Annotated in this window: 23 protein-coding genes and 1 riboswitch; of the genes, 21 read left to right on the plus strand and 2 right to left on the minus strand. The window is 74.6% G+C overall.

The window, feature by feature from the left end; all coding sequences use genetic code 11:
* Positions 1–63 precede the first annotated feature (63 nt).
* From ACH495_RS16200 to ACH495_RS16265, 14 genes are all read left to right on the plus strand, one after another.
* A complete protein-coding gene (locus ACH495_RS16200) occupies positions 64–1,338 on the plus strand; it encodes an adenosylmethionine--8-amino-7-oxononanoate transaminase (RefSeq protein WP_396858505.1) in 1,275 nt (424 codons plus the stop codon).
* Between the two features lie 220 nt (positions 1,339–1,558).
* Positions 1,559–2,425, plus strand: coding sequence for an orotidine-5'-phosphate decarboxylase (pyrF, locus tag ACH495_RS16205; RefSeq protein WP_396858506.1), 867 nt, complete (start codon positions 1,559–1,561; stop codon positions 2,423–2,425).
* Between the two features lie 147 nt (positions 2,426–2,572).
* Complete coding sequence (mihF, locus tag ACH495_RS16210) at positions 2,573–2,890, plus strand: integration host factor, actinobacterial type (RefSeq protein WP_013285515.1); 318 nt, start codon at positions 2,573–2,575, stop codon at positions 2,888–2,890.
* A gap of 24 nt (positions 2,891–2,914) precedes the next feature.
* Complete coding sequence (locus ACH495_RS16215; protein WP_396858507.1) at positions 2,915–3,448, plus strand: guanylate kinase; 534 nt, start codon at positions 2,915–2,917, stop codon at positions 3,446–3,448.
* Between the two features lie 47 nt (positions 3,449–3,495).
* A complete protein-coding gene (gene rpoZ, locus ACH495_RS16220; RefSeq protein WP_025617742.1) occupies positions 3,496–3,762 on the plus strand; it encodes a DNA-directed RNA polymerase subunit omega in 267 nt (88 codons plus the stop codon).
* Between the two features lie 14 nt (positions 3,763–3,776).
* Entirely contained in the window at positions 3,777–4,985 is a 1,209-nt protein-coding gene (gene coaBC, locus ACH495_RS16225) for a bifunctional phosphopantothenoylcysteine decarboxylase/phosphopantothenate--cysteine ligase CoaBC (RefSeq protein ID WP_396858508.1), read from the plus strand.
* 82 nt (positions 4,986–5,067) lie between these two features.
* Entirely contained in the window at positions 5,068–6,273 is a 1,206-nt protein-coding gene (gene metK, locus ACH495_RS16230; RefSeq protein ID WP_396858509.1) for a methionine adenosyltransferase, read from the plus strand.
* Positions 6,274–6,332: 59 nt separating this feature from the next.
* A complete protein-coding gene (locus tag ACH495_RS16235) occupies positions 6,333–8,285 on the plus strand; it encodes a primosomal protein N' (RefSeq protein WP_396858510.1) in 1,953 nt (650 codons plus the stop codon).
* Positions 8,286–8,515: 230 nt separating this feature from the next.
* Positions 8,516–9,487, plus strand: a complete 972-nt coding sequence (locus ACH495_RS16240; protein WP_396858511.1) for an AAA family ATPase — start codon at positions 8,516–8,518, stop codon at positions 9,485–9,487.
* Between the two features lie 103 nt (positions 9,488–9,590).
* Complete coding sequence (locus ACH495_RS16245) at positions 9,591–10,826, plus strand: cytochrome P450 (RefSeq protein ID WP_396858583.1); 1,236 nt, start codon at positions 9,591–9,593, stop codon at positions 10,824–10,826.
* Between the two features lie 42 nt (positions 10,827–10,868).
* Complete coding sequence (gene def / locus ACH495_RS16250; protein WP_396858512.1) at positions 10,869–11,429, plus strand: peptide deformylase; 561 nt, start codon at positions 10,869–10,871, stop codon at positions 11,427–11,429.
* 5 nt (positions 11,430–11,434) lie between these two features.
* On the plus strand, positions 11,435–12,361 hold the full coding sequence (gene fmt, locus ACH495_RS16255) for a methionyl-tRNA formyltransferase (RefSeq protein ID WP_396858584.1): 927 nt from the start codon (positions 11,435–11,437) through the stop codon (positions 12,359–12,361).
* Entirely contained in the window at positions 12,358–13,881 is a 1,524-nt protein-coding gene (locus ACH495_RS16260) for an RsmB/NOP family class I SAM-dependent RNA methyltransferase (RefSeq protein WP_396858513.1), read from the plus strand. The genes fmt and ACH495_RS16260 overlap by 4 nt, the downstream gene beginning before the upstream one ends.
* Before the next feature lie 251 nt (positions 13,882–14,132).
* Positions 14,133–15,902: a M28 family peptidase gene (locus tag ACH495_RS16265; RefSeq protein ID WP_396858514.1), complete on the plus strand. Its 1,770-nt coding sequence runs from the start codon at positions 14,133–14,135 to the stop codon at positions 15,900–15,902.
* A 42-nt stretch (positions 15,903–15,944) separates the two neighbouring features.
* Here the strand turns inward: ACH495_RS16265 and ACH495_RS16270 are convergent, their stop codons facing one another.
* Together ACH495_RS16270 and ACH495_RS16275 are read right to left on the minus strand one after the other, a co-directional pair.
* Positions 15,945–16,835 (minus strand): septum formation family protein, encoded by an 891-nt coding sequence (locus ACH495_RS16270; protein WP_396858515.1) that lies wholly within the window; start codon positions 16,833–16,835, stop codon positions 15,945–15,947.
* 77 nt (positions 16,836–16,912) lie between these two features.
* On the minus strand, positions 16,913–17,800 hold the full coding sequence (locus ACH495_RS16275; protein WP_396858516.1) for a septum formation family protein: 888 nt from the start codon (positions 17,798–17,800) through the stop codon (positions 16,913–16,915).
* Between the two features lie 261 nt (positions 17,801–18,061).
* On the opposite strand from ACH495_RS16275, the gene rpe reads away from it, so the two are divergent.
* From rpe to ribH, 7 genes are all read left to right on the plus strand, one after another.
* Positions 18,062–18,742, plus strand: a complete 681-nt coding sequence (gene rpe, locus ACH495_RS16280) for a ribulose-phosphate 3-epimerase (protein ID WP_396858517.1) — start codon at positions 18,062–18,064, stop codon at positions 18,740–18,742.
* Between the two features lies 1 nt (position 18,743).
* Positions 18,744–19,700, plus strand: a complete 957-nt coding sequence (locus ACH495_RS16285; protein ID WP_396858518.1) for a response regulator — start codon at positions 18,744–18,746, stop codon at positions 19,698–19,700.
* A gap of 79 nt (positions 19,701–19,779) precedes the next feature.
* Positions 19,780–19,952: riboswitch (FMN riboswitch) on the plus strand.
* A 174-nt stretch (positions 19,953–20,126) separates the two neighbouring features.
* Positions 20,127–21,188, plus strand: coding sequence for a bifunctional diaminohydroxyphosphoribosylaminopyrimidine deaminase/5-amino-6-(5-phosphoribosylamino)uracil reductase RibD (ribD, locus tag ACH495_RS16290; RefSeq protein ID WP_396858519.1), 1,062 nt, complete (start codon positions 20,127–20,129; stop codon positions 21,186–21,188).
* Between the two features lies 1 nt (position 21,189).
* Positions 21,190–21,801, plus strand: coding sequence for a riboflavin synthase (locus tag ACH495_RS16295; protein WP_396858520.1), 612 nt, complete (start codon positions 21,190–21,192; stop codon positions 21,799–21,801).
* The gene (gene pnuC / locus ACH495_RS16300; RefSeq protein ID WP_396858521.1) at positions 21,801–22,496 is read left to right on the plus strand and encodes a nicotinamide riboside transporter PnuC; all 696 of its coding nucleotides are present in this window, start codon (positions 21,801–21,803) and stop codon (positions 22,494–22,496) included. Before ACH495_RS16295 ends, pnuC begins: the two co-directional genes overlap by 1 nt.
* Positions 22,493–23,758 (plus strand): bifunctional 3,4-dihydroxy-2-butanone-4-phosphate synthase/GTP cyclohydrolase II, encoded by a 1,266-nt coding sequence (locus ACH495_RS16305; protein ID WP_396858522.1) that lies wholly within the window; start codon positions 22,493–22,495, stop codon positions 23,756–23,758. Before pnuC ends, ACH495_RS16305 begins: the two co-directional genes overlap by 4 nt.
* A 4-nt stretch (positions 23,759–23,762) precedes the next feature.
* Entirely contained in the window at positions 23,763–24,260 is a 498-nt protein-coding gene (ribH, locus tag ACH495_RS16310; RefSeq protein ID WP_396858523.1) for a 6,7-dimethyl-8-ribityllumazine synthase, read from the plus strand.
* The last annotated feature ends 245 nt before the right edge of the window (positions 24,261–24,505 follow it).

Consider the following 24,505-nt stretch of genomic DNA (forward strand, 5'->3'; position numbering starts at 1 on the left):
CGCCCGAACCGGGCACACGGCGGGCCGAAACTGCAAGATCGCGGGGAGGGGGAAGGAGGAACCGTGACGCCCGAGGAGATCCTCGCCGTGGACCGGCGGCATGTGTGGCATCCGTACTCGGCGGTGCCGTCCGCCAGCCCGCCGCTGGTGGTCGAGAGCGCCTCGGGGGTACGGCTGCGGTTGGCGGACGGTCGGGAGCTGGTGGACGGGATGTCGTCGTGGTGGGCGGCGATCCACGGCTACCGCCACCCGGTGCTGGACGCAGCGGTGACCGACCAGCTCGGCCGGATGAGCCACGTGATGTTCGGCGGCCTCACCCACGAACCCGCGGTACGCCTCGCCGGCACGCTTGTCGAGCTGGCCCCGGACGGCCTGGAGCACGTCTTCCTGGCCGACTCCGGCTCGGTCAGCGTCGAGGTGGCGGTGAAGATGGCCCTCCAGTACCAGCGCGCCGTGGGGCGCCCGGAGCGTCGCCGCCTGGGCACCTGGCGGGGCGGCTACCACGGCGACACGTTCCATCCGATGAGCGTCTGCGACCCGGAGGGCGGCATGCACCACCTCTGGGGCGACGTGCTGCCCCGGCAGGTGTTCGCGCCGCTGCCGCCGGCCGGCTTCGACGCTCCGCCCGACCCGGCGTACGAGGCGGCGTTGGTGGACGCCGTCGGACGGCACGCCGGCGAACTGGCCGCGGTGATCGTGGAGCCGGTCGTCCAGGGCGCCGGCGGGATGCGGTTCCACCATCCGCGCTACCTGCGGGTGCTGCGCGAGGTGACCCGGGAGCACGGCATCCTGCTGATCTTCGACGAGATCGCCACCGGCTTCGGCCGGACCGGGCGGATGTTCGCCGCCGAGCACGCCGACGTCACGCCGGACGTGCTCTGCGTCGGCAAGGCGCTCACCGGCGGCTACCTGACGCTGGCGGCGGCGCTCTGCACCCCGGCGGTGGCCGGCGCGATCTCGGCCGGCGGCGTGCTGGCGCACGGGCCGACGTTCATGGGCAACCCGCTCGCCTGCGCGGTCGCGAACGCCTCGCTGGGCCTGCTGCGGGACGGAGACTGGGCCGGCCGGGTGGCCGACATCGCCGCGGGGCTGCGCGCCGGTCTGGCGCCGTTGCGTGGCGCTCCCGGGGTGGCCGACGTGCGGGTGCTCGGCGCGATCGGCGTGGTGCAACTGGACCACGAGGTGGATCTGCCCCGGGCCACCGCCGCGGCGGCGGCCGAGGGGGTGTGGCTGCGCCCGTTCCGGGACCTCGTCTACACCATGCCGCCGTACGTCTGCGACGCCGCGGACGTGGCCCGGATCGCGGCCGGGGTGGCGGCGGCGGTCAAGGCCGGCTGAGCCTGGGCGGGCCGACGAGGGCCGGCGGAGCGCCGGCAGCGCGGGACGGCCGGTTGAGCGTCGGCAGGACGGTTGGGGCCGCCGGAGCGCGGGAAGGGCCGGCGGAGCGCCGGCGGGGCGGTTGGGGCCGGCCGGGTCCGGCCGGAGCGACCTGACGCGACGGGAGGGCCGTCGCGGGACACCGAGGCGGCCCGGGGCCGCCGGGAGAGGGAGAGACGCGATGGAGACGTTCGGCGTGCGCCTGCACCGGGCCGTGGCGGAGCGGGGACCGCTCTGCGTGGGGATCGATCCGCACCCGGGTCTGCTGGCCGACTGGGGGCTGTCCGACGACGTCGAGGGCCTCGACCGGTTCAGCCGGACCGTGGTGGAGGCGATCGGCGACCGGGTCGCGGTGGTCAAGCCGCAGTCGGCGTTCTTCGAGCGCTTCGGCTCGCGCGGCGTCGCCGTGCTTGAGTCAACTATCCGACAGTTGCGAAATGCGGGCGCGCTCGTTCTGCTCGACGTCAAGCGTGGCGACATCGGCTCGACGGTCCGGGCGTACGCCTCGGCGTACCTCGATCCATCCAGCCCGCTGTATGTCGATGCGATCACCGCGAGCCCCTACCTGGGAGTAGGTTCGCTCGCGCCGATGGTCGAGACGGCCGCCGCGCACGGTGGTGGGGTGTTCGTCCTGGCGCTCACCTCGAACCCCGAGGGCGCCGCCGTGCAGCGCGCGGTCGGGCCCGACGGGCGCACCGTGGCGCAAACCGTGATCGACGAGATTTCCCAGCTCAACCGTGGTGCGGAGCCGCTCGGCAGCTTCGGTCTGGTGGTCGGCGCGACGATCGGCGAGACCGGCCACGACCTCGGCGCGGTCAACGGTCCGCTGCTCGCGCCGGGGCTGGGCGCGCAGGGCGGCACGCCCGCCGGGCTGCGTACCGTCTTCGGCACGGCGCTGCCCTCGGTGCTGCCGTCGTACTCCCGGGAGGTGCTGGGCGCGGGGCCGGACCCGGCCGCCCTGCGGGCCGCCGCGGAGCGGGTGCTGGGCGAGTGCCGGGCCGCCCTGACCACCGCCGGACTGACTGACGGCTCGGTCACTTTACGTTGATCATCGCGCGTCCACGTTGCCGAAAGCTCCGTTGACCGCTAGTTTTCCCCGCGCTGGGAACCACGGACCCCTTTGGTTGCCAGCGACACCACGTTTCACAGCTGCGGTGGGGCTCCGCCCGCCGTACTAGGGACCTGAGGAGAACTGGTGCCGCTCCCGTCACTGACCCCCGAGCAGCGCGCTGCCGCGCTGGAGAAGGCTGCGGAGATCCGCAAGGCCCGCGCTGAGCTGAAGGAGCAGCTCAAGCAGGGCAAGACCACCCTCGCCACCGTCCTCGAGCGGGCCGAGTCCGACGACGTCGTGGGCAAGCTGAAGGTTTCGGCAGTGCTCCAGGCGATGCCGGGCATCGGCAAGATCCGGGCCACCCAGATCATGGAGAAGCTCAAGATCGCCGACAGCCGTCGCCTGCGTGGCCTCGGCGAGCAGCAGCGCAAGGCGCTGCTGGGTGAGTTCGCCGCCAACTGAACGGACACCGTGTAGAAACAAGCGGTGAGCACGGATGACGAGGCGCGCTCGGCGGCTCGGCTCACTGTCCTGTCCGGCCCTTCCGGGGCCGGCCGGGGCAGTGTCGTCGAGCAGGTCCGGGCGCGCCTTGCGTCGGTGTGGGTGCCGGTGGTCGCCACCACCCGGCCGCCCCGTCCGGGCGAGCGGGACGGCGTGGACCGGCTCTTCCTCGACCCGGCCGACTTCGACCGGCTGATCGCCTCAGGCGGGCTGCTGGAGTGGTGCCGGATCGGGCCGTACCGCCGGGGGGTGCCCCGCGCGCACGTGCGGTCCCACCTCGCCCGGGGACGGCCCGTGCTGCTGCCGCTGGACGTGGCCGGCGCGCTCGCCGTCCGGGCCGTCGTGCCGGAGGCCCGGCTGGTGCTGCTCGCGCCGCCGGCGTACCGGGCCGACCCGGTCGTGGCGGCCGCGTTCGCACACGCCGTGGCGCACGACCGGACCGATCGCGCCGCGACGGAGCTGGTAGGATTGCTCGGTTCGACATTCCTGGCACCGGCCCGACCGCCACCGCGCGGTTGAGCGGCCACCGCCGTCCGGCCGCCGAGCGAGACGCAGAGGTCAAATTCGTGGGATCCATCGCCACCAACCCCGAGGGCATCACCAACCCGCCGATCGACGAGCTGCTCGAGAAGACCACCTCGAAGTACGCCCTGGTCATCTTCGCCGCCAAGCGGGCGCGTCAGGTAAACGCCTACTACAGCCAGCTCGGTGAGGGCCTCCTGGAGTACGTCGGCCCGCTGGTGGAGACCACCCCGCAGGAGAAGCCGCTCTCCATCGCCATGCGTGAGATCAACTCGGGCCTGCTCACCGCCGAGCCGACCGACCAGCCGTAACCGCGCCCGCGCCGATGCCCGCCGAGATCGTCCTCGGGGTCGGCGGCGGCATCGCCGCCTACAAGGCGTGTGAGCTGCTCCGGCTCTTCACCGAGTCGGGTCACCGGGTCCGGGTCGTGCCGACCGCGTCGGCGCTCCGCTTCGTCGGGGCGCCGACCTGGGCGGCGCTCTCCGGGCAGCCGGTCGCCGACGACGTCTGGTCCGACGTGCACGAGGTGCCGCACGTGCGCCTCGGTCAGCACGCCGACCTGGTCGTGGTCGCGCCCGCCACCGCCGACCTGCTCGCCCGGGCCGCCCACGGCCTCGCCGACGACCTGCTCACCAACACGCTGCTGACCGCCCGCTGCCCGGTGCTGCTGGCGCCGGCCATGCACACCGAGATGTGGGAGCACCCGGCCACGGTGGCCAACGTGGCGACCCTGCGGTCCCGGGGCGTCCGGGTGATCGAGCCGGCGGTCGGCCGGCTCACCGGCCGGGACACCGGCAAGGGCCGGCTGCCCGACCCGGCGGAGATCTTCGCGGTCGCCCGCCGGGCGCTGGCCCGCGGCGTCGCCGCCCCGGCCGACCTGGCCGGCCGGCACGTGGTGGTCACCGCCGGCGGCACCCGCGAGCCGCTCGACCCGGTCCGCTTCCTGGGCAACCGGTCCTCCGGCAAACAGGGGTACGCGTTCGCCCGCGCCGCGGTGGCCCGGGGCGCCCGGGTGACGCTCGTCTCGGCCAACGTGGCGCTCGCCGACCCGGCCGGGGTGGACCTGGTCCGGGTGGGCACCACCGAGGAGCTGCGCACGGCGACGCTGGCGGCCGCCGCCGACGCGGACGCCGTGGTGATGGCCGCCGCGCCGGCCGACTTCCGCCCGGCCAGCTACGCCACCGGGAAGATCAAGAAGTCGGAGGGGGCCCCCGCGCCGACCATCGAGCTGGTCACCAACCCGGACATCGCCGCCGAGCTGGGCCGGACCCGCCGGGCCGGCCAGGTGCTGGTGGTGTTCGCCGCGGAGACCGACGACGCCGAGGCCAACGGCCGGGCCAAGCTGGCCCGCAAGCGCGCCGACCTGATCGTGGTCAACGAGGTGGGCGTCGACAAGGTGTTCGGCGCGGAGACCAACGCGGCCACCGTGATCGGTGCCGACGGGGCCGTGCGCCGGCTCCCCGAGCAGCCCAAGGAGGCCCTGGCCGACGCCGTCTGGGACCTGGTGGTCGCGCGACTGGACGGGCCGTCCTGACGGTTGGTCCCCGGTGCGTTCGCGAGTGACGCTGGACTCCCGGTGATTAAACTGCCGCCGAGCGACCTTTAAAAGTCTTCACATGCTTAGGAGTGCCGTGACACGTCTCTTCACGTCCGAATCGGTCACGGAAGGCCACCCGGACAAGATCGCCGACCAGATCAGCGACGGCATCCTCGACGCGCTGCTCGAACAGGACCCGCACAGCCGGGTCGCGGTGGAGACGCTGATCACCACCGGCCAGGTGCACGTCGCCGGCGAGGTGACCACCAAGGCGTACGCCGACATCCCGACCATCGTGCGGGAGACCATCCTCGGCATCGGCTACGACTCGTCGAAGAAGGGCTTCGACGGCGCGTCCTGCGGCGTGAGCGTCTCCATCGGCGCCCAGTCGCCGGACATCGCCCAGGGCGTGGACAACGCGTTCGAGCTGCGTACCGGCGGTTCGGAGAGCGCGCTGGACGCGCAGGGCGCGGGCGACCAGGGCATGATGTTCGGCTTCGCCTGCTCCGAGACGCCCGAGCTGATGCCGCTGCCGATCGCGCTGGCACACCGGCTGGCCCGCCGGCTGGCCCAGGTGCGCAAGGACGGCACGATCCCCTACCTGCGGCCGGACGGCAAGACCCAGGTGACCATCGAGTACGACGGGCTGCGACCGGTCCGCCTGAACACGGTGGTGGTGTCCAGCCAGCACGCGGCGGACATCTCGCTGGAGTCGCTGCTCACGCCGGACGTGCGGGAGCACGTGATCACGCCGGAGCTGGACGGGCTCGGGCTGGACACCGACGGCTACCGCCTGCTGGTGAACCCGACCGGACGGTTCGAGATCGGCGGTCCGATGGGCGACGCCGGGCTGACCGGCCGGAAGATCATCGTGGACACCTACGGCGGGTACGCCCGGCACGGCGGCGGCGCGTTCTCCGGCAAGGACCCGTCGAAGGTCGACCGGTCGGCCGCGTACGCGATGCGGTGGGTGGCCAAGAACGTGGTCGCCGCCGGGCTGGCCGAGCGGTGCGAGGCGCAGGTCGCGTACGCGATCGGCAAGGCGCACCCGGTGAGCCTGTTCATCGAGACGTTCGGCACCGAGACGGTGCCGGTGGCCTCGATCGAGAAGGCCGTCGCCGAGGTGTTCGACCTGCGCCCGGCCGCCATCATCCGGGACCTGCACCTGCTGCGCCCGATCTACCGGCAGACCGCCGCGTACGGCCACTTCGGCCGGGAGCTGGCGGACCTGACCTGGGAGGGCACCGACCGGGCCGCCGACCTCAAGTCGGCCGCGGGAGCCTGACCACCGCCACGCGCCGCGACCGGCGACCCGCCGAGGGGTCGCCGGTCGCTCGTGTCTGCGTGGACGTGCCGCTGCCGCACCTCGACCGCCCGTTCGACTACCTGGTCCCGGAGGCGCTGGACGCCGACGCCCGGCCCGGGGTCCGGGTGAAGGTCCGCTTCGCCGGCCAGCTCGTCGACGGCTGGTTGCTGGAGCGCGTCGCCGAGTCCGACCACCCGAAGCTGGCGTACCTGGAGAAGGTCGTCTCCGGTGTGCCGGTGCTCGCCCCGGAGGTGGCCCGGCTGGCCCGGGCGGTCGCGGACCGGTACGCCGGCAGCCTGGCCGACGTGCTCCGGCTCGCCGTGCCGCCCCGGCACGCCCGCGCCGAGAAGGCCGTCACCGCCCCCGCCGAATCCACCGCCGCCGAACCCGCGACCGGGTCCACCGCCGCCGCTCCCGCCACGGTCGTCGGCGAGGGGCTCGACCCGCGTGGCTGGCGGGACTATCCGGCCGGGCCGGCGCTGCTGCGCGCGCTCGCCGAGGGCCGACCGGCCCGCGCGGTGTGGTCGGCGCTGCCGGGGGAGGACTGGGCCGACCGGTACGCGGACGCGGTGGCCGCCACCGTGGCCGGCGGCCGGGGCGCCGTGGTGGTGGTCGCGGACGGCCGGGACCTGGACCGTCTCGACGCGGCCCTGACCGCCGTGCTGGGCCCGGACCGGCACGTCCGCCTCACCGCCGCCGTCGGTCCGGCCCGTCGCTACCGCGCGTTCCTGGCCGCCCGACGGGGCGAGGTGCCGGTGGTGATCGGCACCCGGGCGGCCATGTTCGCCCCGGTGGAACGGCTCGGTCTGGTGGCGGTCTGGGACGACGGCGACGACCTGCACGCCGAGCCCCGGGCGCCCTACCCGCACGCCCGTGACGTGTTGCTCACCCGGGCGCAGCTCGCCGACGCGGCGGCCCTGGTGGGCGGCTACGCGCGGACCGCCGAGGCGCAGTTGCTGGTGGAGACCGGCTGGGCCCGGGAGGTGGTCGCCGACCGGGCCACCGTGCGGGCGCGGATGCCGGCGATGGCGCCCACCGGCGACGACCCGCAGTTGGCCCGGGACCCGGGCGCGGCGTCCGCCCGGCTGCCCAGCCTGGCCTGGACCACGGCCCGGGACGCGCTCCGCGCCGACCTGCCGGTGCTGGTGCAGGTGCCCCGCCGTGGCTACCTGCCCTCGGTGGCCTGCGCCGACTGCCGGGCCCCGGCCCGCTGCCCGCACTGCGCCGGCCCGCTCGCGCTGCCCTCGGCGCAGGGCACGCCCGCCTGTCGCTGGTGCGGCCGGGTCGCCGCCGCGTACGCCTGCCCGGAGTGCGGTGGGCGGCGGCTGCGCGCCTCGGTCACCGGCGCCCGGCGGACCGCCGAGGAGCTGGGTCGGGCGTTCCCGGGGGTGCCGGTGCGGACCTCGGGCCGGGAGGAGGTGCTGGCCACCGTGCCCGGCGGCGCCGGCCTGGTGATCGCCACGCCGGGCGCCGAACCGGTCGCCGAGGGCGGCTACGGCGCGGTGCTGCTGCTCGACTCGTGGGCGCTGCTCACCCGGGCCGACCTACGGGCCGGGGAGGAGGCGCTGCGTCGCTGGCTGGCCGGCGCCGCGCTGGCCCGATCCGGTGCGGCGGGCGGCCGGGTGGTGGTGGTCGCGGACGGCGCGCTCGTGCCGGTGCAGGCGTTGCTGCGCTGGGACGCGGCCTGGTTCGCCGCCCGGGAGCTGGCCGAACGTCGCGAGCTGGGCTTCCCGCCGGCGGTACGGATGGCCAGCGTCACCGGCACGGCGGAGGCGGTGGCCGACCTGCTGGCCGGCGCCCGGCTGCCGGACGGCGCCGAGGTCCTCGGCCCGGTGCCGGCCGAGGAGGGCCGGGAGCGGATGCTGGTCCGCGTCCCGCGGGCCCGGGCCGGCGCGCTGGCCGACGCGTTGCACGCCGCGGCCGGGCAGCGCAGCGCCCGCAAGGCCGCCGAACCGGTCCGGCTCCAGGTCGACCCGCTGAGCCTGTTCTGAGCGGGGCCGCCGGCCGTGACCGAGCGCACCCGAACCCTCGCACACGGTCGTGAGCTGGGGTTTGTCGCACACCTCGTCCGGCAATTGGGTAGCGGACGGTGATAGCATCGCCCGTCATGCCCAGACGCGCGGGATTTCCGCGCGGAACGCGGCGCGGCGGCTGCTCGAAGCACGTCGGGCCACACGGATTCGATGTCGTCAGTCAGCCGGTGAGCAGGGGTGGACCAGTCGTGACCGTTCGTCAGTCGATCGTCTTCAACGGTGACCTCGGCAGCGGCAAGAGCACCGTTTCCGTCGAGATCGCCAAGCGGCTGGGGCTGCGCCGGGTCAGCGTCGGCGACCTCTACCGGCAGATGGCGCAGGAGCGGCAGATGACCGCGCTCCAGCTCAACCTGCACGCCGAGCTGGACCAGGCGGTCGACGGCTACGTCGACCAGCTCCAGCGGGACATCGCCGCCTCCGGCGAGTCGCTGGTCATGGACTCGCGCCTGGCCTGGCACTTCTTCACCGACGCGCTCAAGGTGCACATGATCACCGAGTCGACCGAGGCGGCCCGACGGGTGCTGGCCCGCCCGTCCGGCCCGGCCGAGAGCTACACCTCGCTGGAGGAGGCGCGGGCCAAGCTGCGGGAGCGCAGCGAGAGCGAGCGCAACCGCTTCATCGTCCGGTACGGCGTCGACAAGGCCCGGCTGCGCAACTACGACCTGGTCTGCGACACCACCCGGGCCACCCCGGAGCAGGTGATCGAGCACGTCGTCGACGTCTACGAGGGCCGGCTCGGCGCGGACGTGCTGCGCGCCGGCCAGCCGCTGCTGCTGCTCGACCCGACCCGGGTCTACCCGACCGAGGACGTCGCGACGCTGCGGGGGCTCTGGGACCCGGAGCCGGCCGGCGAGGCGGACACCGCGGTCGAGCCGCTGAGCATCGGCTACACCGGTGAGTACTTCTTCGTGGTCGACGGGCACCGGCGGCTCAGCGCCGCGGTGCGCGGCGTTGTCCCGATGGTCGCGGCCCGGTTGGTCGCCGAGGTGGACGAGCCGGTGGTCGGTGGGCTGAGCGCTGTCGACTTCTTCGCCGCCCAGGCCCGGCCGGCCCTGATCCACGACTGGGAGGACGCGCACGGCATCGCGCTGCCGCTGCCCGAGCACGCGCTGCTGGGCGGCGGCGCGGTGCTGGCCGGGGAGCCGGGCGCCGGCGCCTGACCGACGCGACGGGGTCGCCCGATCCCGGCCGTCGGAGGATGATGGGGTTCTCCGACGCCTGGGGAGGCCGTCCGTGGATCCTGCCGACGCCCTCGCGCTGCTGATGTCCCCCGCGGGTCGGGTCGACCCCTACCCGACGTACGAGCAGTTGCGGGCGCACGGCCCGGTGGTCCGGGCCGGCCCGGTCTTCTTCGTGGTGACCGGTTACGCCGAGGCCGACGCGATCCTGCGCGACGCCCGGTTCGGGGTGATGGACGACGGCCTGCGGGACCAGTTCATGCCCGGCTGGCGGGAGAGCCCGGCGATGCTGTCGATCTCCCGGTCGATGCTGCGCACCAACCCGCCCGACCACAGCCGGATGCGGCGGCTGGCCGCCGGCGCGTTCACCCCGCGCCGGATCACCGCCATGCGCGGCGTGGTCGAGGCGCAGGCCGACGAGCTGATCGACGGGATGGTGGCCGCCGAAGGGCCGGTCGACTTCATGGCGGCGTTCGCGTACCCGCTGCCGGTGGGGGTGATCTGCGCGCTGCTCGGCGTCCCGGCGGCGGACCGGCCGCTGTTCCGGCGCTGGGCCACCGACCTGACCGGCGTGCTGGAGCCCGAGATCACGGCCGACGAGCTGGCGGTGGCCGACCGGGGCGCGGGCGAGCTGCGGGCCTACTTCACCGAGCTGGTCGCGTCCCGCCGTCGGGCGCCGGCCGACGACCTGACCACCGCGCTGGTCCAGGCGCACGACGCCGATGGCGAACGGCTGTCGGGCGACGAGCTGCTGGCCAACCTGATCGTGCTGCTGGTGGCCGGCTTCGAGACCACCACCAACCTGCTCGGCAACGGCCTGGTGGCGCTGCTCGACCACCCCGACGCGGCGGCGGCGCTGCGCGCGCACCCGGAGTTCGCCCCCGGGTACGTCGACGAGCTGCTGCGCTACGACTCGCCGGTGCAACTGACCTCCCGGATGAGCACCGCGCCGTCCCGGCACGGCGGCGTCGACCTGCCGCCGGAGAGCTGGGTCATCGTGATGCTCGGCGCGGCGAACCGGGATCCCCGCCACTATCCGGAGCCGGCGCGCTTCGACCCGTGGCGTCCGCAGGTCCATCCGCTGTCCTTCGGCGCCGGGCCGCACTACTGCCTCGGCGCGGCGCTGGCCCGGCTGGAGGCGCAGGTGGCGTTCCCGCTGCTGCTGCGCCGGCTGCCCGAGCTGGCGCTGGCCGGCCGGCCGGAGCGGCGGGTCCGGCTCACCCTGCGCGGCTACGCCACGCTGCCGGTCACGCCGGGGCCGGAGGCGGCCCCGGTCACCGTTGCCGGTACGCCGCCGGGGGCGGCCGGGCCGACTCCGTAGACTGGGGGCGCACCACCCGTCCCAGACAAGGAGCCCCGCCGCGTGACCGTTCAGCCCATCCGTCTGTTCGGCGATCCGGTGCTGCGCACGCCGGCCGACCCGGTGGTCGACTTCGACGCCGAGCTGCGCAAGCTGGTCGCCGACCTGACCGACACGATGCGTGAGCAGAACGGCGCCGGCCTGGCCGCGCCGCAGCTCGGAGTGAGCCTGCGGGTGTTCACCTTCGATGTCGACGACATGCTCGGCCACCTGGTCAATCCGGTGCTGGAGTTCCCCGACGAGGAGGAGCAGGACGGCCCGGAGGGCTGCCTCTCCATCCCCGGGCTCTACTTCGACACCAAGCGCCGGCAGAACGTGATCGCCAAGGGCTTCAGCGCCCACGGCGACCCGATGCAGATCGTCGGCACCGGCCTGATGGCCCGCTGCGTGCAGCACGAGACCGACCACCTCGACGGGGTGCTCTTCGTCGACCGGCTCGACCCGGCCGGCCGCAAGGAGGCCATGAAGGCGATCCGCCAGGCCGACTGGTACGACCAGGGCGCCCCGCCCACGGTCAAGCTCAGCCCGCATCCCGTCAGCAACCCGTTCGGCCTGGGACGGTGACCGGGATGCGCCTGGTCTTCGCCGGCACGCCGGCGGTCGCCGTACCGGCCCTGGACGCGATCGCCGCCTCCGGCCACGAGCTGCTCGCCGTGGTCACCCGCCCGGACGCCCCGGCCGGCCGCGGCCGGGGGCTGCACCGCTCACCGGTCGGCGCGTGGGCCGACGCGCACGGCGTCGAGGTGCTCACGCCGGCCCGGCCGCGCGAACCCGAGTTCCTCGACCGGCTGCGCGCGCTCGCGCCGGACTGCGTACCCGTGGTCGCCTACGGCGCGCTGGTGCCGCCGGTGGCGCTGGAGATCCCCCGGCACGGCTGGATCAACCTGCACTTCTCGCTGCTGCCGGCGTGGCGGGGCGCAGCGCCGGTGCAGCACGCCGTGCTGCACGGCGACGAGCTGACCGGGGCCAGCGTGTTCCAACTGGAGGCGGGGCTGGACACCGGCCCGGTCTTCGGCACGGTCACCGACGAGGTCCGGCCCGCCGACACCTCCGGCGACCTGCTGGAGCGGCTCGCCCACTCCGGCTCGGGGCTGCTGGTCGCGGTGCTCGACGCGATCGGCGCCGGCACCGCCCGGGCCGAGCCGCAGCCGGCCGACGGGGTCTCGCTGGCGCCGAAGCTGACCGTGGAGGACGCCCGGATCCGCTGGACGGAACCGGCGTTCGCGGTGGACCGGCGGGTGCGCGCCTGCACGCCCGCGCCCGGCCCGTGGACCACGTTCCGTGACGACCGGGTCAAGCTCGGCCCGGTCACCCCACTGGCGAACGGCCCCGAGCTGAAGCCGGGGGAGCTGTTGGTGGAGAAGTCCCAGGTGCTGGTGGGCACCGCGACCGGGCCGGTGCGGCTCGGCGAGGTGCGGGCGGCCGGCAAGAAGGCCATGTCGGCCGGCGATTGGGCGCGCGGCGCCCGGGTCGCCGCCGGCGAGGTCTTCGCGTGAGCGGGCCGTCGGGGCCGGAGCGGCCCGTCGAGGGCGAGCGCCCGCGGGGGTACGACCGCAGCGCCGGCGACCGGCCGCGTGGTCCGGGTCGCGCCGGTGAGCGGCCGAGCGGGCCGTACCGGGGCGGTGGCGAGCGGCGGGGTGGGGCGCGTCCGGTCCGACCGACCGTGGACCTGCCCCGGCACGTCGCGTACGAGGCGCTCGCGGCGGTGCACCGCGACGACGCGTACGCCAACCTGGTGCTTCCGGCGATGCTGCGTGAGGCGGGGCTGAGCGGGCGGGACGCCGCGTTCGCCACCGAGCTGACCTACGGCACGCTGCGGCACACCGGCACGCTGGACGCGATCGTCACCGACGCGGCCGGCCGGGACGTGCAGCGGATCGACCCGCCGGTGCGGGACGCGCTGCGGCTCGGGGCCTACCAGTTGCTGCACACCCGGGTGCCGGCGCACGCCGCGGTGTCCTCCACTGTGGACCTGGTCCGGATGGTGGGGCCGGGCGCGACCGGGTTCGCCAACGCGGTGCTGCGGGAGATCGCCGGGCGGGACGCCGACGCCTGGGTGGCGAAGCTCGCCCCGGCCGAGGGGACCGACCCGATCGGTCACCTCGCGCTGGCGTACAGCCATCCGCAGTGGATCGTCCGGTCGTTCGCCGAGGCGCTCGGCGGCGACCTGGGGGAGACCACCCGGCTGCTCATCGAGGACAACGAGCGTCCGCCGGTGCACCTGTGCGCCCGGCCGGGGCGGGCCGACGCGGTGGCGTTGGCGGACGAGGTCGGCGGTGCGCCCGGCGCGTTCTCGCCGTACGCGGTCTACCTGTCCGGCGGCGCGCCAGGTGACCTGGCGGCGGTGGCCGACGGGCGGGCCCACGTGCAGGACGAGGGCTCCCAGTTGGTGGCGGACGCCCTGGTGAACGCGCCGGTGGACGGGCCGGACGGCCGCTGGCTGGACCTGTGTGCCGGTCCGGGCGGCAAGTCCGGCCTGCTCGGCGCGCTGGCCGCGCGGCGTGGGGCGCGGCTGACCGCGGTCGAGGTGGCGGAGCACCGGGCCCGGCTCGTCGAGCAGGCGACCCGTGGCCTGCCGGTCACGGTGCTGCACCTGGACGGGCGTGACGTCGGCGGTGACCCGAAGCTGCCGGAGGGGCACTTCGACCGGGTGCTGGTGGACGCGCCGTGCACCGGCCTGGGCGCGTTGCGCCGCCGGCCGGAGGCGCGCTGGCGGCGGCAGCCGGCGGACCTGCCGCCGTTGACCCGGTTGCAGCGGGAGCTGCTCACCGCCGCGCTGCGGGCGGTCCGTCCGGGCGGCGTGGTGGCGTACGTGACCTGCTCGCCGCACGTGGTGGAGACGCACGTGACGGTGACCGAGGCGTCCCGGCGGTGCGGTTTCCCGGTCGACTTCGTGGACGCCCGCCCGCTGCTGCCGGCCGGCATGCCCGGCCTGGGTGACGGCCCGACGGTGCAGCTCTGGCCGCACCGGCACGGCACCGACGCCATGTTCCTGGCCGTCCTGCGCCGAGGCTGACCCACCCCCACCCCGCCCACGCTCCACCCTGATTCACGGAAAGTGGTGGCATTCCGCGTGCCATGCCCCCTCTTTCCGTGAATCAGCGCGGGGAGACGGTGGGGGAAGTGACGCGGCGGGTGCATCCCGGGCGGGGGAGGGGGGTGGTGGGATGTGACGGGCCGTTGACTAAGTGATCGATGCATGTAACTGTTCCGATCACCGGTCCTCGGCCGTCACCCCCGCCCGCACGACCCCCACGAGGAGTCTCCATGAGACGCAGCACGCCGACCACGAGCCTCGCGCTCGCCCTCGTCGCCACCCTGACGACGGCGAGCCTGGCCGGCACCGCCTCCGCCGCGCCCGCCTCCGCCCCCGCCCCGGCCGCCCCCGCCCCGGCCGCCCCCGCCCCGGCCGCCGCGCTCGCCGCACCGGACGTCTCGCTGACCAACGTCCAGGCCCACCTGACCCAGCTCAACTCCATCGCCACCAGCAACGGCGGCAACCGCCGGGCCGGCTCGGCCGGCTACGCCGCCTCGGTCAGCTACGTCAAGGGCAAGCTCCAGGCCGCCGGCTACACGGTCACCGAGCAGACCTGCACCACCTGCACCTACCCGGGCAGCAACCTGATCGCCGAGTGGCCGCAGGGCCCGGCCGACCAGGTCGTCATGTTCGGCGCGCACCTGGACAGCGTCTCCGCCGGCCCGGGCATCAACGACAACGGCTCCGGCTCGGCCACGCTGCTGGAGAACGCGCTGGTGCTGGCCGCGCAGAACCCGACCATGACCAAGCGGGTCCGGTTCGCCTGGTGGAACGGCGAGGAGCAGGGCCTCCAGGGCTCGAAGCACTACGTCAACCAGCTCAGCACCACCCAGCGGGGCTACATCAAGGGCTACTACAACTTCGACATGGTCGGCTCGCCCAACGGCGGCTACTTCATCAACCGGATCACCTCGGCCACCGCGGCGCCGCTGAAGGCGTACTGGGACTCGTTCGGCATCCAGCCGGAGGAGAACACCGAGGGGCAGGGCCGCTCCGACGACTACTCGTTCGCCAACGCCGGCATCCAGACCTCCGGCTACGCGGCCGGCGCCAGCTACACGAAGACCGCCGCCCAGGCCGCCAAGTGGGGCGGCACCTCCGGCGCGGCGTACGACGGCTGCTACCACCGCTCCTGCGACACCACCAGCAACATCAACACGACGGTGCTCAACCGCAGCGCGGACGGCGTGGCGTACGCGATCTGGGCGCTCGCGGTCGGCGGCGGCACGCCGGCCAACGACTTCTCCGTCGCGGTGAGCCCCACCTCCGGCAGCGTCGCCCGGGGCGGCTCCACCACCGCCACCGTCAGCACCGCCACCACCAGCGGCAGCGCCCAGACGGTGACGCTGTCGGCCAGCGGCGCCCCCAGCGGCGTCACGGTCGGCTTCAGCCCGTCGTCGGTCACCTCCGGCGGCTCCGCCACCATGACGGTCAGCGCCTCGTCCACCGCGACCACCGGCACGTTCACGCTCACCGTCACCGGCACCGGCTCGGCCACCCGCACCGCCACCTACACGGTCACCGTGACCGGCGGCAGCGGTGGTTGCGCCGCCGGGCAGCTCATCGGCAACAGCAGCTTCGAGTCCGGCACCACGCCGTGGACGACCAGCTCCGGCGTGATCACCAACGACTCCGGCCAGGCGGCCCGGACCGGGTCGTACAAGGCGTGGCTGAACGGGTACGGCTCCGCGCACACCGACACGCTCTCCCAGTCGGTCACGCTGCCGGCCGGCTGCACCAGCTACACGCTGGCGTTCTGGCTGCACGTCGACTCGGCCGAGACCACCACCTCGACCGCGTACGACAAGCTGACCGTGCAGGCCGGCTCCACCACGCTGGCGACCTACTCGAACCTGAACAAGGCCACCGGCTACACCCAGCGCAGCGTCAACCTGGCCGGGTACGCCGGCCAGACGGTCACGCTCAAGTGGACCGGCGTCGAGGACGCCTCGCTCCAGACCAGCTTCGTCATCGACGACGTGACGGTGCAGGTCGGCTGAGCGCACCGGGCGGGGTGGGCCGACGCCCGCCCCGCCCCCGGCTCAGGTGACCGGCAGCGCCGAACCGCCGGCGCCCCGCACCGAGCGGGTCAGCGTCCGGTCGGAGATCCAGAGGAAGCACTGCACACCCCGGTCGCCGTCGCGCCACTGCTGCTCGTACGGGTGGTAGACGATGGTGCCGGCGCGGTACTGCATCTTCCCGTCGTTCGGCACCTTGGCGTACGTCGCGATCAGTCCCCGGCACGCCTTGTGCGCCCGCAACGAGGTGCGCTGGAACTCGGCGTAGCTGACGTCGGGCGCCTGGTAGATGCCGACGAACTCGGCGTGGTGCTTCGCGGTGCAGGCGACCGGCCGCATGGCCTGGACGTCGTCCTTGCTCAGCTTCGGGTTGAAGCAGCCCAGCGCCAGCGGCGAGCCGGGCTTGAGGGCGCCGCGCAGGCTGCCGGTGCGCGCGGCCACGTTGCCCTCGTCCAGGTCGGTCACCTCGGCGACGTCGCAGCGGTACCAGCGGGCGCCGCCGGACCAGGCCAGGGCGGACGGGAAGACCACGGAGAGCTGCAACCGCCCGGACCGCCAGTCCGCGCCGACGGCCCGGGTGACCTGCCGGCCGCACTCGGCGTGCGCGGTGCGGATGCCGGCCGAACCGGTGCGCGGCGGCGCGGAGCGGCCGGCGTCCGGGCCGGTCAGCGTGCCCACGTGCAGCGTCTCGGCGCGGTGCGAGGTGGCGCAGTCGACCGGCTGGTAGCCGCTGAGGTAGCCGACGTCGGCGACGGTCGGGTGGCAGACGTCGGCCTCGGGCACGAAGCCCACCGGGGCGGCGAAGGCCGGCCACTCGTCGGTGAGGTCGCGGTCCACGCCGGCCGGCGCACGGCAACCGCCGAGCGCCAGCACCGCCACCGCGCCCGCGGCGACCGCCGCCCACCATCGCCGCATCGCGACCCACCTCCCCGCCGTCCGGAGCCGCCCGGCCGACCGGTACGCCTCGGCGACGCAGCATACGGCAACGGGCGTCAGATGACCGGCAGTCCCTCGGGGCCGGCGCCGCGCATCGAGCGGGTCAGCTTGCGGTCGTCGCTCCACAGGAAACAGCGCACGCCCCGGTCGCCCTCCTCCCACTCCCGTTGCGACGGCGGGTAGAAGATCGACCCGGCCCGGTACGGCAGCTCGGCATTGTCCGGCACGCTGGCGAACGCGGCGATCAGCCGCATGCAGCGCCGGTGCGCGGCCGGCGCGCCCCGGGCGAACTCGGCCCAGCTCATGTCGCGTTCGGAGTAGACGCCGACGAACTCGGCCCGGTGCGGCTCGGTGCACAGCACCGGGGCCATGTAGTTGAGGTTCGCGCCGATCAACTTCGGGTCGAAGCAGCGGTGCACCAGCGGGTTGTCGCCGACCAGCGCGCCGCGCAGGCTGCCCACCCGGTTGACCGGCCGGGTGTTGTCGATGCTGTCGGTCTCGGCCAGGTCGCAGCGGAACCAGCGCGCGCCGGCCATCCAGGCGGTCGCCGGTGGCAGCGCGATGTTCAGGGTGAGCCGGGCGGCGTGCCAGTCGCCGCCGATCATCTCCCGGGCCCGCTGGTCGCACTCGGCCCGGGCGCCGCGCAGCTCCGGGGAGCCCGGCTCGGGGCGGGCGCCGTCGGCCGCCGCCCCGGTGAACGTGCCGACGTGCACCGCCTCGGCCAGGTGGCTGCCCGCGCAGTCCACCGTCTCGTACGTGGCCGCCTGCACCACGGCGGTGAGCCGGGGCAGGCACGCGTCGGTGGCCGGGACGAACAGCCGGGGCGCCGGCAACGCCGCCCAGTCGTCGACGAGGTCCCCGTCGGCCCGGTGCGCCGGGGCGCAGGCGGCGAGCACCGCTGTCACGGTGCCGGCCAGCGTGAGCGCGTGGAGCCACCGTCGCATCGTCCGCCCTTTCGCCGGAGAGATGGCAGCCGGTCGCCGCGGCCCGTGCGGCGTCCCCCGCGCCCGGGCGTGCAGCATATGTGACCGTCCCTGTAGGAGTTTCGTCATCTTTCAATCGATCGGCCAGTCACCGGGAACTATTCGTGTCGATTTCTGGCCCGGACGGCGGAATTATGCACCGAAGGTGACGATAGGGTCACAGGGCGTCCTTCATGGTGCCGCGCTGCGGCCCGGGGATGACCGCGTTCGTACACTGGCCCCGTGACCGTACCGCCGCCCGTCGTCGCGCCCAGCATCCTGGCCGCCGATTTCGCCCGCCTCGCCGACGAGGTCCGCGCCGTGGAGTCCGCCGCCGACTGGCTGCACGTGGACGTCATGGACAACCACTTCGTGCCCAACCTGACCATCGGCCTGCCGGTGGTGCAGAGCCTGCGCGCCGTCACCGACCTGCCGTTCGACGTGCATCTCATGATCGAGGATCCGCGTCGCTGGGCCCCCGGCTACGCCGACGCGGGGGCGTACAACGTCACGTTCCACGCCGAGGCGTGCGACGACCCGGTGGCGCTGGCGAAGGACCTGCGCTCGGCCGGGGCGAAGGCCGGGCTGGCGATCGACCGGGACACCCCGATCGAGCCGTACCTGGACCTGCTGCCCAGCTTCGACACGCTGCTGGTCATGACGATCAAGGCCGGCTTCGGCGGCCAGCGGTTCCTGCCGTCGCTGCTGGACAAGGTGCGCGCCGCCCGCCGGCACGTGGACAGCGGCCACCTGGAGCTGCGCATCGAGGTCGACGGCGGCATCGCCGCGGACACCATCGAGCAGGCCGCCGCCGCCGGCGCCGACGCGTTCGTGGCCGGCACCGCGGTCTACGGCGCCGACGACCCGGCCGAGGCGGTACGCCGCCTGCGCGGCCTGGCGGAACGCGCGATGACCGGGGTCTGAGATGGACCCGGCCGGCGACCGACCCGACGTCATCCTGGTCGTCGACGACGACGAGGACATCGCCCGCTTCGTCGAGTTCAACCTGCGCCTGCACGGCTTCGAGGTGCTGCACGCCGCCGACGGCCAGGAGGCGCTGGAGGTGATCGAGCGGCAACGGCCGGACCTGGCCGTGGTCGACCTCATGATGCCCCGCGTCGACGGGCTGGAACTGACCCGCCGGCTGCGCGCCGACCCGATGACCTCGGCCCTGCCGGTGATCATGCTGACCGCCAAGGGCATGACCTCCGACAAGGTCAACGGCCTCAGCGCGGGCGCGGACGACTACCTGGTCAAGCCGTTCGACACCGCCGAGCTGGTCGCCCGGGTCAGCTCCACGCTGCGCCGCAACAAGGAGTTCCGGGAGGTCTCGCCGCTGACCGGCCTGCCCGGCAACAGCCGCATCCGGCGGGAGATCAGCGACCGGGTGCGCAGCGGCGTGGACTACGCCGTCGGCTACGTCGACATCGACCGGTTCAAGAGCGTCAACGACCGGTACGGCTTCGTCCGGGGCGACGAGTTCATCTCCGCGCTGGCCCGCAGCCTGCACCGGGCGGTGGTGTCGATCGGGCTGCCGCCGGCCTTCCTCGGCCACGTCGGCGGCGACGACTTCGTCATCGTCTGCGCCCCGACCCAGGTCCGGCCGCTGACCAGCCGCGCGGTGGTCGACTTCGAGAACGCCGCCGACACGCTCTACGACCCCACCGACGCCGAACGCGGCTTCGTCGAGCTGAAGGACCGGCGGGGCAACATCCGCCGGGCCGCGCTGGTCACGCTCTCCATCGGGGTGTCGCTGTCGGACAGCGGCAAGCGGTTCACCGACCCGCTGGAGGCCATCGCCGTGGCCTCCGAGATGAAGACCGTGGCCAAGAGCCAGCCCGGCTCGTACGTGGCGGTCGACCGCCGCCGCGGCGTCACCTGACCGCACGCGCGGCTGTGAGGTAGCTCGCCTCTGTGGCGCGCGCCGCCGCGGAACGTGTAAGACTTCCGGGGTACCCACCACGCGCTGGCGGGGCTCGGTGAAATTCCGAACCGGCGGTGATCCACGGCCCGACCGTGGTAAGCCCGCGACCCGGACGGCTTCGGCCGGACGGTGGACCTGGTGAGAATCCGGGGCCGACGGTTGGGGTGCGGCTCGTCCGCCCCCAGAAAGTCCGGATGGGAGACAGCGCGCGGAACGGGGGAGGCCCCTGCCGGCCGCTGAGCACCCTCAGCCGCGCCGCGTGGGCTCCTCGGGGTCGGCCGACGCCGTCCCCGGGTTCTCCGCCGCCGCGTGTCCGCGGCCCTCTGTGCCGCTGCTCCCCACCCCGCCTGCGCGTGACCGGCGAGCGGAAGGGCAGGGCGGGCCATGGCGAGCGTCTCCGTCGACGAGGCGATGCGTCGTGCCGTCGCGCTGGCCGCCCGCGGTCTCGGCGCCACCAGCCCCAACCCGGTCGTCGGCTGCGTGCTGCTCGACCCCGACGGCGAGGTCGTCGGCGAGGGCTTCCACGCGTACGCCGGGGGACCGCACGCCGAGATCGTCGCGCTGGCCCAGGCCGGCACGCGCGCCCGGGGCGGCACCGCGGTGGTCACGCTGGAACCCTGCGACCACACCGGCCGCACCGGTCCCTGCAGCCACGCGCTCATCGCCGCCGGGGTGGCCCGCGTGGTGATCGCCGTGCCCGACCCGAATCCGGTGGCCTCCGGCGGCGCGGCCACGTTGCGCGCCGCCGGGCTCCAGGTCACGCTCGGGGTACGCGCCGAGGAGGCCGAGGCCGGCAACGTCGCCTGGCTGACCTCGATGCGCCGCGGCTGGCCGTACCTGATCTGGAAGTACGCGGCCACGCTCGACGGGCGCTCCGCCGCCGCCGACGGCACCAGCATGTGGATCACCTCGGAGGCGGCCCGGACCGACGTGCACGCGCTGCGCGGCACCGTGGACGCGGTGCTCGCCGGGGTGGGCACCGTGCTCACCGACGACCCCCGGCTCACCGCCCGCAACCTGCGCGACGGCACGCTCGCCATCCGGCAGCCGCTGCGGGTGGTGGTGGACAGCTCGGGGCGTACCCCCCTCGACGCCCGGGTCCGCGACGGCGCCGCCCGCACCTGGGTGGCCACCGCCGCGGAGGTCGGCGCCGGCCCGGACGGCCGGGTCGACCTGGCCGCGCTCCTGGCCGAGCTGCACCACCGCGGCGTGCGGGCCGCGCTGCTGGAGGGCGGCCCCACGCTGGCCGGCGCGTTCCTCGCCGCCGGCCTGGTCGACAAGATCGTCGGGTACGTCGCGCCGAAGCTGCTCGGCGCCGGGCCGACCGCGCTGCGCGACGCCGGCGTGACGACCATCGCCGACGCCATCGACCTGGAGATCACCGACGTTACGCAGGTCGGTCCCGACCTGCGGATCACCGCGCTGCCCCGGAAGAGGGAGGCCTGACATGTTCACCGGCATCGTCGAGGAACTGGGCGAGATCGTCCGGAGCACCGAGACCGCTGACGACTCGGCGCTGGTCGCGATCCGCGGCCCACTGGTCACCTCGGACGCCCGACACGGCGACTCCATCGCGGTCAACGGGGTCTGCCTGACCGTGGTCGACGTCGACGGCGGCGTCTTCACCGCCGACGTGATGGGTGAGACGCTGCGCCGCACCGCGCTCGGGGCGCTGCGCCCCGGCGACCCGGTCAACCTGGAGCGGGCCGCCGCGCTGAACAGCCGGCTCGGCGGGCACCTGGTGCAGGGGCACGTCGACGGCGTCGGCGAGATCGTCGCCCGCGAGCCGGCCGCGCAGTGGGAGACGGTCCGGTTCCGGCTGCCGGCCGGACTGGCCCGCTACGTGGTGGAGAAGGGTTCGATCACCGTCGACGGCGTGTCGCTGACCGTCGCGGAGGTGGGCGACGACTGGTTCTCGGTCGGCCTGATCCCCACCACGCTGAAGCTCACCGGGCTCGGCGCGAAGCAGGTCGGCGACCCGGTCAACCTGGAGGTCGACGTGCTGGCCAAGTACGTCGAGCGGCTGCTCGGCGAGCGGGCGGCGGGGGGTGCCCGGTGATGGGCCCGCTCGCCTGGCTGCTCGACGCCCAGGTGCACGTCGCCGGCTCGCCGGTGCTGGTCCGGGAGATCGTCGGCAACGTCTTCGGGCTGGTCTCGGCGCTGCTCGGGCTGCGCCGGGTGGTCTGGGCCTGGCCGGTCGGCATGATCGGCAACGGGCTGCTGTTCACCGTGTTCCTCGGCGGCGTCTTCACCACCCCGCAGGCGCACGACCTCTACGGCCAGGCCGGCCGGCAGGTCTTCTTCTTCGCGGTGAGCGTCTACGGCTGGTGGCGCTGGTCGCGCAACCGCCGCGCCGGCGGGGGCGCGGAGCCGGCCGTGGTGCCGCGCTGGGCCACCTGGCGGGAGCGGCTCGGCCTGCTCGTCGTCGCGGTCGCCGGCACCGCCGCCGCCTACCCGGTGCTGGCCGCGCTGGGCTCGTGGGGGCCGCTGCCGGACGCCTGGATCCTGGTCGGCAGCCTGCTCGCCACGTACGGCATGGCCCGTGGCTGGGTGGAGTTCTGGCTGGTCTGGATCGCCGTCGACGCGGTGGGTGTGCCGCTGCTGCTGCGCGGCGGCTTCTATCCGTCGGCCGCCATGTACCTGGTCTACGGCGCGTTCTGCGCGGCCGGCTTCTACACCTGGTGGCGCACCTCGCGGGCGGTCGCGGCCGCGCGTCCCCGGATTCCCGCGACGTACTCGGAGGTGGTGGCATGAGCAGCTTCGGTTCGATCGAGCAGGCGGTGGCGGACATCGCCGCCGGCCGGCCGGTGGTCGTGGTCGACGACGAGGGGCGGGAGAACGAGGGCGACCTGATCTTCGCGGCCGAGATGGCCACCCCGGAGCTGGTCGCGTTCATGGTCCGCTACACGTCCGGCTACATCTGCGTGCCGTTGACCGAGGACGAGTGCGACCGGCTGGACCTGCCGCCGATGCACCACACCAACCAGGACCGGCGCGGCACCGCGTACACGGTGACGGTGGACGCCCGGGAGGGCGTCGGCACCGGCATCTCGGCCGCCGACCGGGCGCACACCATCCGGCTGCTCGCCGACGCCGGCACCGACCCGACCGACCTGGCCCGCCCCGGCCACGTGGTGCCGCTGCGCGCCCGCGCCGGCGGGGTGCTGCGCCGGCCCGGCCACACCGAGGCGGCGGTGGACCTGACCCGGCTGGCCGGGTTGCGCCCGGCCGGGGTGCTCTGCGAGATGGTCAACGACGACGGCACCATGATGCGCGTGCCGGACCTGGAGAAGTTCTGCGCCGAGCACGGGCTGACGCTGATCACCATCGCCGACCTGATCGCGCACCGGCGGCACACCGAGAAGCAGGTGGAGCTGGCGGCCGAGGCGCGGATGCCTACGCCGTACGGCGTGTTCCGCGCGCTCGGATACCGCGCCGAGCACGACCCGGCCGAGCACGTCGCGTTGGTCTTCGGTGACCTCGGCGACGGCCGGGACGTGCTGGTCCGGGTGCACTCCGAATGCCTCACCGGCGACGTGTTCGGCTCGCTGCGGTGCGACTGCGGCCCGCAGTTGCAGGCCGCGCTGGCCCGGGTCGCCGAGGAGGGCCGCGGGGTGGTGCTCTACGTGCGCGGGCACGAGGGGCGCGGCATCGGCCTGCTGCACAAGCTCCAGGCGTACCAGTTGCAGGACCAGGGCCGGGACACCGTGGACGCGAACCTCGACCTGGGGCTGCCGGCCGACGCGCGGGACTACGGCACCGGCGCGCAGATCCTGTACGACCTCGGCGTCCGCTCGATGCGGCTGCTGACCAACAACCCGGCCAAGCGGGCCGGCCTGGAGGGGTACGGCCTGACCGTGACCGGCCGGGAGGGGCTGCCGGTGCGGTCCAACCCGGAGAACGTGCGCTACCTGCGCACCAAGCGGGACCGGATGGGCCACCTGCTGGACGGGCTGGACGAGGTGACCGAGGCGCCGATGGGCCGCGCGGTCGCCGGTGACGAGATCGGAGCGTAGGACGATGGCGGGTTTCGGGGAGCCGGGCGTGACCGCGGTGGACGCCGCCGGGATGACCGTCGGCGTGGTGGCCGCGCGCTGGCACGGCGAGCTGACCGACCACATGGCCGAGCGCGCGGTGGCCGCCGCGCAGGCGTGCGGCGCACGGGCCGTGGTGGCCCGGGTGGCCGGTTCGGTCGAGTTGCCGGTGGTGGCGCAGGCGATGGCGCGGCGCTTCGACGTGGTGGTCGCGCTCGGCGTGGTGGTACGCGGGGCGACCGCCCACTTCGACTACGTCTGCCAGTCCGTCACCGAGGGCCTGACCCGGGTGGCGCTGGACGAGGGCAAGCCGGTGGCGCACGGGGTGCTCACGGTGGACACGATCGAGCAGGCCCGGGACCGGGCCGGGCTGCCCGGCTCGGCCGAGGACAAGGGCTGGGCGGCCACCGTGGCGGCGCTGGACGCCGCGCTGGCGGTCCGCGCCCTGGACGCCGCCAACGCCCACCGCGTCGGCTTCGCCTGACTCCGCGCCGGTCCCGGTGGCGGGCGGCCGCCCCTCGTCCCCGCCGCCCTCAGAGCTGAGAGCACACTCGACTCAGCCCGCCGACCTGGTCATCCCCATCTGACCTCGACGAGTTCCCGCCCGCACCCGAGCAGCGGCTCCCATCCGGCCGGCGGTGGAACGCCATGGGTGTGTCAGGGCGCGGTAGACACCCATGGCGTTCCACCCGCGCCGCGCGCTGCCCGTGGGTGGAACGCCATGGGTGT

The organism is Micromonospora sp. NPDC018662 (genome assembly GCF_044391475.1).
In the GTDB taxonomy this organism is placed as follows: Bacteria; Actinomycetota; Actinomycetes; order Mycobacteriales; family Micromonosporaceae; genus Micromonospora.

Excerpts from the sequence above, each read along its gene's own strand:
- pyrF (WP_396858506.1), top strand. The coding sequence starts at position 1,559 with ATGGAGACGTTCGGCGTGCGCCTGCACCGGGCCGTGGCGGAGCGGGGA.
- coaBC (WP_396858508.1), top strand. The coding sequence starts at position 3,777 with ATGCCCGCCGAGATCGTCCTCGGGGTCGGCGGCGGCATCGCCGCCTAC.
- metK (WP_396858509.1), top strand. The coding sequence starts at position 5,068 with ATGCTTAGGAGTGCCGTGACACGTCTCTTCACGTCCGAATCGGTCACG.
- ACH495_RS16245 (WP_396858583.1), top strand. The coding sequence starts at position 9,591 with ATGTCCCCCGCGGGTCGGGTCGACCCCTACCCGACGTACGAGCAGTTG.
- fmt (WP_396858584.1), top strand. The coding sequence starts at position 11,435 with ATGCGCCTGGTCTTCGCCGGCACGCCGGCGGTCGCCGTACCGGCCCTG.
- ACH495_RS16265 (WP_396858514.1), top strand. The coding sequence starts at position 14,133 with ATGAGACGCAGCACGCCGACCACGAGCCTCGCGCTCGCCCTCGTCGCC.
- ACH495_RS16270 (WP_396858515.1), bottom strand. The coding sequence starts at position 16,835 with ATGCGGCGATGGTGGGCGGCGGTCGCCGCGGGCGCGGTGGCGGTGCTG.
- ACH495_RS16275 (WP_396858516.1), bottom strand. The coding sequence starts at position 17,800 with ATGCGACGGTGGCTCCACGCGCTCACGCTGGCCGGCACCGTGACAGCG.
- ACH495_RS16285 (WP_396858518.1), top strand. The coding sequence starts at position 18,744 with ATGGACCCGGCCGGCGACCGACCCGACGTCATCCTGGTCGTCGACGAC.
- ribD (WP_396858519.1), top strand. The coding sequence starts at position 20,127 with ATGGCGAGCGTCTCCGTCGACGAGGCGATGCGTCGTGCCGTCGCGCTG.
- ACH495_RS16295 (WP_396858520.1), top strand. The coding sequence starts at position 21,190 with ATGTTCACCGGCATCGTCGAGGAACTGGGCGAGATCGTCCGGAGCACC.
- pnuC (WP_396858521.1), top strand. The coding sequence starts at position 21,801 with ATGGGCCCGCTCGCCTGGCTGCTCGACGCCCAGGTGCACGTCGCCGGC.
- ACH495_RS16305 (WP_396858522.1), top strand. The coding sequence starts at position 22,493 with ATGAGCAGCTTCGGTTCGATCGAGCAGGCGGTGGCGGACATCGCCGCC.
- ribH (WP_396858523.1), top strand. The coding sequence starts at position 23,763 with ATGGCGGGTTTCGGGGAGCCGGGCGTGACCGCGGTGGACGCCGCCGGG.